At 66.3% G+C, this 10,671-nt stretch carries 8 protein-coding genes and 1 pseudogene; 5 read left to right on the top strand and 4 right to left on the bottom strand.

What is annotated here, in order from left to right; translation table 11 throughout:
• On the bottom strand, nt 1-445 hold a 445-nt coding region (locus ACTJKJ_RS27110; protein ID WP_440823259.1), incomplete at its 3' end, for an N-acetyltransferase family protein.
• 147 nt (nt 446-592) lie between these two features.
• Between ACTJKJ_RS27110 and ACTJKJ_RS27105 the strand changes: the two genes are divergently transcribed.
• The 5 genes and pseudogenes from ACTJKJ_RS27105 to ACTJKJ_RS27085 form a co-directional block, all read left to right on the top strand.
• Entirely contained in the window at nt 593-1,228 is a 636-nt protein-coding gene (locus ACTJKJ_RS27105; protein WP_440823257.1) for a hypothetical protein, read from the top strand.
• 168 nt (nt 1,229-1,396) lie between these two features.
• Nucleotides 1,397-1,966 (top strand): class I SAM-dependent methyltransferase, encoded by a 570-nt coding sequence (locus ACTJKJ_RS27100; RefSeq protein WP_440823255.1) that lies wholly within the window; start codon nt 1,397-1,399, stop codon nt 1,964-1,966.
• Nucleotides 1,967-3,038: 1,072 nt separating this feature from the next.
• The gene (locus ACTJKJ_RS27095; protein ID WP_440823253.1) at nt 3,039-4,700 is read left to right on the top strand and encodes an HrpF/NolX family T3SS translocon protein; all 1,662 of its coding nucleotides are present in this window, start codon (nt 3,039-3,041) and stop codon (nt 4,698-4,700) included.
• A gap of 195 nt (nt 4,701-4,895) precedes the next feature.
• Nucleotides 4,896-6,197, top strand: coding sequence for a right-handed parallel beta-helix repeat-containing protein (locus tag ACTJKJ_RS27090; protein ID WP_440823251.1), 1,302 nt, complete (start codon nt 4,896-4,898; stop codon nt 6,195-6,197).
• A gap of 50 nt (nt 6,198-6,247) precedes the next feature.
• Nucleotides 6,248-6,346: pseudogene (locus tag ACTJKJ_RS27085) on the top strand (zinc-binding dehydrogenase); the annotation flags it as partial.
• Here ACTJKJ_RS27085 and ACTJKJ_RS27080 read toward each other — a convergent pair.
• The 3 genes from ACTJKJ_RS27080 to ACTJKJ_RS27070 all read right to left on the bottom strand — a co-directional run bounded on the left by ACTJKJ_RS27080 (nt 6,340) and on the right by ACTJKJ_RS27070 (nt 10,272).
• Nucleotides 6,340-7,134 carry a glycoside hydrolase family 27 protein gene (locus ACTJKJ_RS27080; protein ID WP_440823261.1) on the bottom strand — a complete coding sequence of 265 codons (795 nt, stop codon included), beginning with the start codon at nt 7,132-7,134 and terminating at the stop codon, nt 6,340-6,342. The pseudogene ACTJKJ_RS27085 and the gene ACTJKJ_RS27080 overlap by 7 nt on opposite strands.
• A gap of 848 nt (nt 7,135-7,982) precedes the next feature.
• Nucleotides 7,983-9,785, bottom strand: a complete 1,803-nt coding sequence (locus tag ACTJKJ_RS27075; RefSeq protein ID WP_440823249.1) for a type III effector protein — start codon at nt 9,783-9,785, stop codon at nt 7,983-7,985.
• Between the two features lies 1 nt (nt 9,786).
• Nucleotides 9,787-10,272 carry a hypothetical protein gene (locus tag ACTJKJ_RS27070; RefSeq protein WP_091733566.1) on the bottom strand — a complete coding sequence of 162 codons (486 nt, stop codon included), beginning with the start codon at nt 10,270-10,272 and terminating at the stop codon, nt 9,787-9,789.
• Between the last annotated feature and the right edge of the window lie 399 nt (nt 10,273-10,671).

Genomic DNA, 10,671 nt, shown 5'->3' with positions numbered 1-10,671 from the left:
AGCCGCGCGCGGCGTAGAAGTCGCGTGCGCGTTGATTGCCGTCCCACGCTGTCAACCACAGCGATGGCAAACCCGTGGCCCTGGCGACGTCCTCCGCCGCGGCCAGCAGACGCTGTCCCACCTTCACACGCTGGAACGCCGGCTGCACGTACAGACGGACCAGCTCGGCGCCGGCGCTCGTGGTGCCGGGGCATGGCGTAGCGAAGGCATCGACCTCCGCGAATCCGATGAGCGCCGTGTCGATTTCCGCGAGCACGAAATGACAGCCCGGGCGATTGATCCGCTCCTGGAAGGCTTCGGACGAATATTCGCGGAAGACCTCACGGGCGAGATCGGGGCGAATGCCTTGCGTCGCGTACGTGTCGAGAAAGACCTGAATGGCCAGCGCTGCAATCGTCGTGGCATCTTGCAGCGTCCCCGGCCGCAGGTGAGGCAGTTGGTGCATGCGCGGGAATATAAGGCCGCTCTGACCGACTTACTGCGGTCATGCAAGACGAGGGAAGTCTGCTCAAGGCTGAGGAGCGGACGTGCCAAATGTCTTGAAGCGCAGCTCGTGCTGAAATGCAAACCAGCCGACGCTTGAGAGTCAAGAATGTCGAGGTCGATCGCTTTGGCAGCGATCCGTCGCACCGTTTTTCTCCTTTGTATGTCCCGTTCCCTACAGGTCACCGACGCCACCGTCGTTATCCGCCCCGCGACGACGACGATGTGGTTGTGGTTGTTCGTGTTCGCGACCGGCTTGAGCTGGATGTTCTGGAAGTTCACGTTCTACGACACCAGTCCGAAGGCGCTCTTGCTCCTGTTGTTTCCTTTGATGATGCTGTTCGCAGTGCTTGTGAACTTCGTCCAGGCGCGCGCATTTGTCACGACCATCGATCGGGCTCGCAATCTCGTATTGATCGAGCGTCTGCCACGATTCGGTCTCTCGGCGAAGCAGCAGAAATTTGTGCTGTCCGACTTCGCTGCCGTCGAGTCGCATTCGGTTGCGGTCGGTCGCTCGCTGGTGTGCCGGGTGTCCCTGGTCACGCCCGGATTGCGATCGCTGGCGCTGCTGAATGGCAGCGGCGGCTACGGCGCCAAGTCGTTCTGGCACGCGCCGATGCCCGCTGAAACGGAAGAAGCAGCATCTGTGCGAGTCGCCGTGGCGAAGGTCTCGGGACTAGCGGACATGGGGTATCGAGGAACGATTGGGCTGAGCGTGGTGGCGTATGAGCCGATCGACGCGTAGGAATGCCGGGCAAAGATGCCCGCTGTCCTCTCTAGCCTGCTGCTGATCCGAAAACTGCTTCGATGCAGAACCACACACCCATTCGCTTAGAGTCCCCCCGGCCCGACACTTCAACAATCACCTCGCATGTCCGTCCCCGACGTCCCCAGCCCCATCGACCTGAGACAGATGGCCGACGCCCGCCAGTGGGCCGATGAAGCGATGGTGAAACGCCCGTGGCGGACGGAGTTCTTCGCGGAGTTCGCCGAGCAGCTCGCCGCCGGCTCTGCGTTCCGGGTGCTGGAACTCGGCTCCGGCCCGGGTTTCCTCGCCAAGTACCTGCTCGATGCGCTCCCGCACATGACCTACACAGCGCTCGACTTCTCGCCGGCCATGCATGAGCTTGCAGCGGAGCGGGTCGGCGCGGCGAGCGCCCGCATCCGCTTCATCGAAAGGAGCTTCCGCGACCCCGCATGGGTGGAGGGCCTCGGGCCTTTTGACCACGTGGTCACGAACCAGGCGGTCCATGAGCTGCGCCACAAGCGCCACGCTCGCGCGCTTCATGAGCAGGTTCGAGGTCTGCTGACGCCGCAGGGGCGCCACCTCGTCTGCGATCACTTCGCCGGCCCCGGCGGGATGAAGAACGATCAGCTCTACATGACCATCGAGGAGCAACGCGTCGCGCTTCAGGACGCCGGCTTCGCTCGAGTCGAACCCGTGCTGCTCAAGCGCGGGCTGATGCTCTACGCGGCGTCCTGAGACGGCAGACTCGCTACTCGGCCTCGCTGTCCGTTGTCGACGGACTGCCCGATCCGACAAAGCCCCGCCTCATGCGCCGGCAAGGTCTGCGCGAACCGTCCTGAGGCCTCGCCCAGCGGGCGTCGCGCCGGGGCGACTGATGATCGAGGAGCGGCGCGGCGGGGTGCGGCTTGTCTTTCCGTCAGACCTTCAGTGCGGCGGTCGGTGCCGCCATGATCTGCAGAACGCGACGGACAACAGCCGTCCGCACACCCGCTGGGCGGTGCCGCCCGATCTACGACCGGTTCCGATCGGCGCGCCCAGCGCTACCTGAATCGCTCGCGTCAACGCCCCCGGCTTGATCGGCTTGGCCTGGGTTTACTTCCCCTTGCCCGGCTTGGTCGCCTGTTGAGCGGCAGCACCCAGATTGCCCCCTGTTGAGCCATCTGCTCGTCCCGCGCTGCCTTGCGCGCCATCTGCTCGTCCCGCGCTGCCTTGCGCGCCATCTGCTCGTCCCGCGCTGCCTTGTGCGCCATCTGCTCGTCCCGCGCTGCCTTGCGCGGCGTCTGCTCGTCCCGCGCCGCCTTGTGCGGCCGAGGCTTGTGTGGCCGAGGCTTGTGTCGCGCCCGTCATTGTCACCTTGCCCGCCTGGAGCTCAGTGTCGGCATGCACCGGACTGCCGGCGACACCGGCAATGGAGACAACCAGAGTGGCAAACATGCGATAGGAACGAGGCATAGAAATTCCGTTGTGTGAAAGGTCGGTACGCCCCCCAATGGGACTCCGATGGGGTTGATCGCGGCCAGCGGTTTTCGCCTCCGCTGGCAGACAACGATCGACGACGACTCTATGAGGCGAACGCAAGTGCGTGGTGCTCGACAGGCGAAGTACCGACAGACTTCGCGAATCAACGGACTCCGAACCGTGAGCGATGAAGGCCCTTTGACACGACACCATTCGTTTCCGTTGCCCGCGCGGCATTTCGCGCGCCCGAACAAGATTTCGCTCAGCGTCAAGAAGCTGTTTACTCGCAAGAGACGATTCACTCAGGGCCAGACGATCGGCGCTGAGTCTCTATCTCGTGAGGAAGATCATGCAATTGCAAATCAACGGTGGAGGGTCGCCCACGCGGTCCGGGGAACCTGTGGATGCCTCGGTGCTGACCGGGCTCGGCGGGCTGCCGCTTGCAACGCGGCAGCAGCTGGATGCTGCCGTGATACTGGTTGCACGGAGCGCATCCGCCGCCATTGGCACGACGGAGATGCCACTGCCATCGCCATCGACGCCCGTGCCTTGGTTCCTTCCGATCGCATGCGTGCCTGTTCAACCGACGGTGGTGGACATTCCGCCGCCCGTCGTCAGCGCCTTGACCATGCCGGCCGCGACAAGCGCCCCGCTCGCGCCACCGTCGCGGGATCCGGTCTGGTGGCAGTACAGCGCGACGCCGCAGCCCCGGCCCGCGCAGCGGACCTTCGTCGTGCCGCCGCCTCCCGCGCCCGCTCCCGCTCCCGTGCCGACCCCGCAGCAACTGCAGGCGGCGGAAGGCAAGCGCATGTACGAGGAAACGCTCAAGGAGGTGAAGGCCGACGGCAAGATCAGCTTCAAGGAGACGCTTCGCCTGCAAAGGGTGAAGACGCGGCCGGAGGTGATCGAGTACCGCCGCATGGAGGCGCAGAGCTTCAAGCAGAACTACATTCCGTCCGATGGCGGGGGCACGCCGCGCGAGATCACTCGTAGCGACGCCTTGCGGGAGCTTTACAAGTACGCGGACTTCCTGCCGAAGAAGACGTCGCTCGAGTCGCTGCAAGCGATCGTCGATGGCACGTCCATGGGCAAGCGTCCGCCGCAGCTCGTGGCCGCCGCCCGGTACATGCTCGATCATCCGCAGGAGTGGAAGGAACTGACCGGCAAGGAAGGCGGCCAGGGCATCAAGCGGGCCGGCCTGTGCGATGCCTTGAGCCGCAACATCCAGTTCAGCGCCAGCCAGCTCAAGACGATCGAGACGCTCGAGAAGAATGCCGACGACTTCTTCGACCGGCGAGTGTTCGGGCGCGAGAAGCTGGACAAGATCATTGCGGATCCCAAGAGCAAGCCTGAGAACGTCGAGGCGGCGAAACAGCTGCTCAATGATCCGGTGCTCTTCGGCATGCTCGACAACACGGAGTACGGTCACAAGAGCACCGGGATGCGGGAGTCGGACGATGGCCTCATCGGTCGCAACGACTTGAGGCGCTTCCTGGACCGGGTGAACAGGACGCCCGCGCCGGAGCCCGCCGATCTGCCTCGCGCGCCTGGGCCGGCCCCCGACCCGGAAGCGGTGGCGGCCATGCTCAAGAGCCAGGATGAAGAGGTCATCAAGACCGTCAAGGGCGGCGCGGGCAAGAAGGTGCTGAATGGCGTGATGAAAGGCTTCGGTATGGTCGCCAAGATCGGATCGAAGGCATTGGGCGCTATCGCGGCATTGAGGATCCCCGGCCTCAGCCAATTGGCCGGCTTGGGATCGATGGCGACGAATGCCATTGCAGGCGGACTGGACGTGGCGCGCGCCGCCCTCAATGGCGGCAATGTCGGACGCGAGGCCGCCTCGGCGGGTTACAGCTTCCTATCCAATGTCATTGGCATGTTTTCTCCGGCAGGAGCCGGCAAGATCTTCGCCGACCCGCTCAAGGAAGCCGGCAAGGCGGCGGCGAAGGAGGCTGGCAGCCAGTTCGCCAAGGAGGTCGGCGGACAGATCATCAAGGACAGGCTGCCGTGACAGTCATGGCGGCGAGTCTGCGCAGACTCCCCGCGAAATATCGACGTGCGTGTCTTCCTTCTCATCCTCCGTGCAAATGGCGGGCGGATGGCAATTCACAGACAGATACATGGATCTTCTCCGGATCGTCACGCTGCGGTGACGACCACCGGCGTCGACTCCTGTTTAATGGATGCTCCGCATTGATCTGTCGACATGAAACACAAAAGAATCTTCACAGTGCTTGCGCTGAGTACTGCCACGGTCGCCGCTTTTGGAGAAACCTACTATGTCGCGCCAAATGGAAGCGATACTGCGGCGGGATCTCGCGATGCGCCGTGGGCTTCGATGGCGTACGCGCAGACCAGGGCGCAACCCGGTGACACCGTGTATTTTCGTGGCGGTACCTATGCCTATCACAAGGGCACCACTTCGTGCCAGGACGCCTACGACACTGTGAGCGGGATCGATCTCAAGAAGAGTGGCGCCCCGCAGCAGCCGATCCGCTACTGGGCTTATCCCGGCGAAACCCCGGTTTTCGATTTCGAAGGCATTCGGGACAACTGCCGGATCAAGGGTTTCAACGTGACGGCCGATTGGGTTCATCTGAAAGGGATCGAAGTCACGCATGTCCGGCAGAACAACAACCTGAACCACGAGTCCTGGGGAATCTGGATCCACGGCAGCCACAACATCTTCGAGCGGCTCGACATCCATCACAACATGGGCCCGGGCCTCTTCATCAAGGATGGCGGCGACAACCTTGTTCTGAATACCGACTCGCATCACAACTACGACCCCCTCACCTCCAATGGGGCGGGTCAAAGCGCGGACGGCTTTGGCGCCCACATTTCCGCCAATCATCCCGGGAATATCTTTCGAGGCTGCCGCGCCTGGTTGAATTCGGATGATGGTTTCGACCTCATCAACGCCTACTCCTCGGTGACGATCGAGAACTCCTGGGCTTGGCTGCAGGGCTACGTGCCAGATACCATGAAGCCGGCCCGGTACGGCAATGGCAATGGTTTCAAGGCCGGCGGATATGGAGGCGTCTATGTACCCAACGCGGTGAAGCACACGGTCCGCTTCTCGGTCGCCTTCAACAATCGGGCTTCGGGCTTCTACGCCAACCACCATCCGGTGGCCAATGACTTCTTCAACAACACGAGTTACGGCAACTACGCCGACTTCAATATGCTGGGGATCGATGCGAGCGGCGCGGCGATCAATCTCGGGAACCTGCGCAACAACATCGCCTATACGGGGACCTTGGTGTCGAATGTGTCGGGCGCCAACGACGCCCACAACTCCTGGAATCTGCGCGAGATCATGTCGGATGCCCAGTTCGAAGATGTCTCCACCACAGGATGGGATGCGCCGCGACAAGCTGACGGCAGCCTGCCGCGGCTGAATCATCTGCATCTGACGTCGCACAGCACCTTGATCAACAAGGGCACGGACGTCGGCCTGCCCTACAAGGGGACCGCGCCCGACCTCGGCGCCTTCGAGCGCCATTGATGCCCAACAGCGACCTCCCACGTGGTCATCGGACTACAAGCAAGCGGTTCTCCTTCCTCTTCATGAAGGCGGACGGCGGCCAGTTGCGGGAGATCACGCGGCTCATCGACGCCGGCGCAATCCGGCCGGTGATCGATCGGGCCTACCCGATCCGATAAAGCCCCGCCCCATGCGCCGGCAAGGTCTGCGCGAACCGTCCTGACGCCTCGCCCAGCGGGCGTCGCGCCCACAGGTCACGCACTGGCTGCGCGCCTTCCAGCGCCAGCTCCCGCAACGCGATGCCGACCTCGCGCGCCTTGTCACCGGGATTGAAAAGCGCAAGGTACCGCCCCTTCCCATCCGCCGGCCGCGCTGACCAGATCCGCACGCCGTCCTCGACGAAATGCGGCCGGTTGTCCGAGCTCGCCTGGTCCACGGCCAGCACCTCCGGATTGGTGAGCAGCTGCAGCGTCGCTTCGTCGAGGTGACGCAGGTCCCCGCCCATGATCAGCGGCGACCGCGTGATCGCCCACAGCGTCATCAGCGTGCGCTGCTCATCGGCGGTGAACTTCGTATCCCGCTCGCCCAGCGCCAGGCGCCCCAGCGGCAGCATGTCGGGATCCGGCCAGGCGCCCGGCCGGCGCCACGGGTTCCAGTTCTCGAGCCGCGTGAACTGGGCCTCCAGCATCTTCCAGTCGTCCCAGAAGTCGTCCGAGATGCGCCACATCTGCGCGTACTGGCGGACGTGCTCGCCGCGGATCACCGGCGTCTCGCCCGGCGACAGGCTCAGCACCATCGGCCGCTTCGTGCGCACGATCGCGCGATGCACCGCTTCGATCTCGGACGCATGCGCGTCGTACGGACGGCTCATGTCGTCCATCTTGATGAAGTCGACGCCCCACGAGGCATAGAGCGCGAAGACGCTGTCGTAATACGCCTGCGCGCCCGGCTTGCGCATGTCCACGCCGTACATGTCAGGATTCCAGGAGCAGACGCTCGACGTGTCGGCGATGTCCGCGGCCCGGTACGACGTGCCCAGGATCGGCAGGTTGCGCTTGACCGCGAGCCGCGGAATGCCGCGCATCAGATGGATGCCGAACTTCAAGCCCATCGCGTGGACATCCGTCGCCAGCGGCCCGAAGCCGCGGCCGCCCGTGCTCGATGGAAAGCGGTTCATCGCCGGGATCAGCCGGCCGTACCCATCCATCGCAGGCTCGGGATTCTCGCTGTACGTGTAACTCGACGCCGTCGGCTCGTACCACTGGATGTCGATGGTGAAGATCTCGTAGCCGGCGGGCCGCAGCTTGTCCGCCATGATCCGCGCGGTCTCGCGCGCCTGCGCCTCGTTGATGGTGGTGGCGAAGCTGTTCCAGCTGTTCCAGCCCATCGGCGGCGTGGGCGCCAGCACGCGCTGCGCCGACCTTTGCGCGGTGGGCGACGCCTGCGCCTGCAGGGTCGAGGCCGCGGCACCGGCCATTCCCGCCATGCCGGTGCGGATCATTGCGCGACGACTGAGCATTCCTGTCTCCGTGATTCGTTCTTCTGACGCCGTCGCCGCGCCCTCACGCGTGAATCCGCGCCGGGCGGCCGCGACAGCGCGGCGGAAGGTATCACGGGCCATCGAAGCACCGACCTGCGGCTGCGATCACAAGTTGTCGCCGATCGATATCGAGATCGACATCCCGGGTCGCAACCGCCGGTGGCCCCCGGTTGAACCGCTGGTGGCAGGCGCTGCTGAGGCCCCCGGATCGCCGAAGTCATGGGCCAGACGCCCGTGCCTGGCCCACGATCGGCGACGCGGGTCGCTCAGCGCTGCGCCGCTGCCAGCTGATCCTGCGCCTGCGCGTTGACCACCTCCAGACGATTGGTCTTGATCTTCGCGTCGCCGGCGGGAATGTCCTTGGCCGACGAATCGAACCACGGCTTGATGGCCGTGTGGATGCCGATGGCGCCGCCGATGGCCATCGCCACGCGCTGATCGGCCTGCGCGAGCGGCCGCGCCACCGCGGCCGTCACCGTCGAGATCAGGCCGAGCGCCGTCGTCGCCTTGACCATCTCGCCCGCGCGATTCAGCACGCTCGCGCCGATGTTCGACAGCGTATGGCCCGCCACGCTCAACGTGCTGCGCGGTGGCGCGCCCTCGACGGTCGGTTGCGGGTCCATCAGCGGACCGGCCTTGAAGGCCGCGCCGATCGCGTTCAGCGGCGTCGTCACGACGCTCGCGACGGCCGACACGACCTGGCCGGCCTTCGCCGCGGTGGACAACGGCGGCGCCTGCGTCGTGGCCGGGCCGCCGGACTCGATGTCGCCTCCGGCCGTCGATGTCGACGGCGTGGACGTCGACGGCACCGTCGCGTTCATGTGCTTCGCGAAGAACAGCGGCACCTCGTTGCCCTTCTTCATCAGGTCCTGCAGCGCCTGCGCGCCATCGGTGCGACCCGAGGCCACCAGCTCGCTCAGTTGCGCCGCGTCCGGCACCTTGACCGTCGCCACCGACTGCCGCACGCCCATCACCGCGCCGATGACGCCACCGGCGGTGGCGGACACGCCCAGGCCGAAGCCCACCTGCCCCGCCACGCCCAGCGGCGTGGGGCCGAGCGCCGCCGCCCGCGCGGCGGTGACCGCGTCGAACGCGATCTGCCCCAGCGTGACGTTGCTGTCGCTGCTGATGTTGGTGATCTCGGCCTGCTGGGCCTTCACCGACGCTCGCAGCTGATCCCCGGAGCCGGGCAGCAGCGTGTTCATGTCCTTCACGACCTGGTCGGGCACGACGGCCTTGTCGTCGATCGGCGCGAACTGCCGCGGCATCAGGTTGATCACCGGAGCCACCACGGTCTGGCCCAGCAGGTTGCCGGTGGCACCGGCGGTGGAACCCATGAACAGCTGCGTGACGGTCGACACGACCATGGACTTCAGCGACGGCGGACCCGACGGAGCGGCGCCGGGAGCCGCCGCGCTGTTGTCGAAGACGGCGCCGGATTGCGGACGCCCCTGCTCCGCCCGCGCCACGGCATCCCCCGCGGCCAGACCGGCGTTGCGCCCGACGCCGAAGGCCATCGACGTGCCCGCGAGACCCACGCGCAGGATCGAGGTCGCGAGCGGCTGCAGGCGGTCCATCCATTGCGCCGACCCCTGGCCGTACTTGATGGCCTCCTGATGGGCCTTGAGCTGGTTGGCGCCAGCCTGCTCGCGATCCTCGGGCGCCAGCTTGGCCGGATCCAGCTCGGCCCGCAACGCGTTCTGCAAGGGCTGGCTGGAGACCGCCGACTGCGAGAACTGCTTGACCGCCTTGACGCCGGTCTTGATCACGGCGCCCACCGTCGACAGCGTCGGCATGACGGCGTCCTTGATCTTCGACCCGGTGGTGTGGGTCAGGCTCGTGTTGACGGCGGCCTCCGCGACCTGCGGCAGGCTGATCCGGCCGGCCAGCTGGCTGGCGGCGTCGCCCGCCGATTCCAGGCCGCTCCGGACGCGCCGGCGCAGGCCCTGCGGCTGCTGCAGCTCCTCCTGGCGCGGCGGCTCCAGCGGCGTGGTGGGGTTGGAGCTGGTGCTGCCGGTGACCAGCGGCGCCGGGCTCTGCGACGGACTCTGGATCTTGCTCATGCTCATGTCATTGCTCCTTCGGCGTGGCGGCGTCCTGCAGCAGCAGCGCCAGCTGGCGGGCGGTGAGCATGTCCTGCACCAGGCTCTCCGAGGACGCGGTCTCCGCGTCGACGACGCGATGCAGGGCCAGCATGCCGTCGGGATCGCTGCCGATGGTCATCCCGTGCACCGCGAGCAGCCCCGGCGCCTGCGCCAGCAGCGCGATCAACGCGGCCGGCGGCATCTCGCCGAGACGCAGCCCCAGCGTGACCGACACCACCAGCTTGCTCTCCTGCGCCGACGCCAGCGCGACCGGCGACAGCAGCACCGCCTCGCCATCGAGCACCAGGCCGCCATCGCGCGCCGCCTGCTCCGCCGCGTCGGCGTCCATGCCGAGCGCGCGGGCGGCGGCGCGGGTCAGTCCGTGCACGTGCGCCAGCAGCGGGCCGACATGGGCCGGCAAGGCGGCGCTCAGGTCGGAGGTCGGGGTCGAGGTGTCGAGGGGCGAGGTCATGGGTTCATCTCCTGGTGGCTGAATGGCGCATCGCTGGCGCCGCGTGGCGTCGACCGAGGCGTCGGACGGACCCGGGACCCCGCAGGTCGCGGGAGCCTGAACCGTGCGCCGGGCGGCTGGAATGCTCATCGACGAGGCTAGTGCCGGGACGGGACGCGATGCGGTCCAGGCACGAAGCGGCATGCCGATGCGCGAAGCGCGGCGGACCTCGATGGCAGCGGGTCGCCACCCCTTCGGTCCGAAGGGGCCGGCTTCGCATCGCCTGCCCGGGCGCGCGGGCGCCTCGCGATGCTTCAGCTACCCACATAGATGGAGACAACGGCCATGCCGAACCGCCCGCTCACGTCACTGGTCTCGACGCTCGCGCGCGCGGGCACCACCCTGCTGAATCCGGCCGGC

Origin of the sequence: Roseateles sp. 22389 (genome assembly GCF_052044995.1) — a bacterium.
Classification (GTDB): domain Bacteria; phylum Pseudomonadota; class Gammaproteobacteria; order Burkholderiales; family Burkholderiaceae_C; genus Roseateles.
The sequence above is the reverse complement of the archived record's forward strand: the minus strand, read 5'-3'. Positions and strand labels throughout refer to the sequence as shown.

Coding starts and splice junctions, on each gene's coding strand:
- ACTJKJ_RS27105 (WP_440823257.1), top strand. CDS start 593: ATGTCGAGGTCGATCGCTTTGGCAGCGATCCGTCGCACCGTTTTTCTC.
- ACTJKJ_RS27100 (WP_440823255.1), top strand. CDS start 1,397: ATGGCCGACGCCCGCCAGTGGGCCGATGAAGCGATGGTGAAACGCCCG.
- ACTJKJ_RS27095 (WP_440823253.1), top strand. CDS start 3,039: ATGCAATTGCAAATCAACGGTGGAGGGTCGCCCACGCGGTCCGGGGAA.
- ACTJKJ_RS27090 (WP_440823251.1), top strand. CDS start 4,896: ATGAAACACAAAAGAATCTTCACAGTGCTTGCGCTGAGTACTGCCACG.
- ACTJKJ_RS27080 (WP_440823261.1), bottom strand. CDS start 7,134: ATGCGCAAGCCGGGCGCGCAGGCGTATTACGACAGCGTCTTCGCGCTC.
- ACTJKJ_RS27075 (WP_440823249.1), bottom strand. CDS start 9,785: ATGAGCATGAGCAAGATCCAGAGTCCGTCGCAGAGCCCGGCGCCGCTG.
- ACTJKJ_RS27070 (WP_091733566.1), bottom strand. CDS start 10,272: ATGACCTCGCCCCTCGACACCTCGACCCCGACCTCCGACCTGAGCGCC.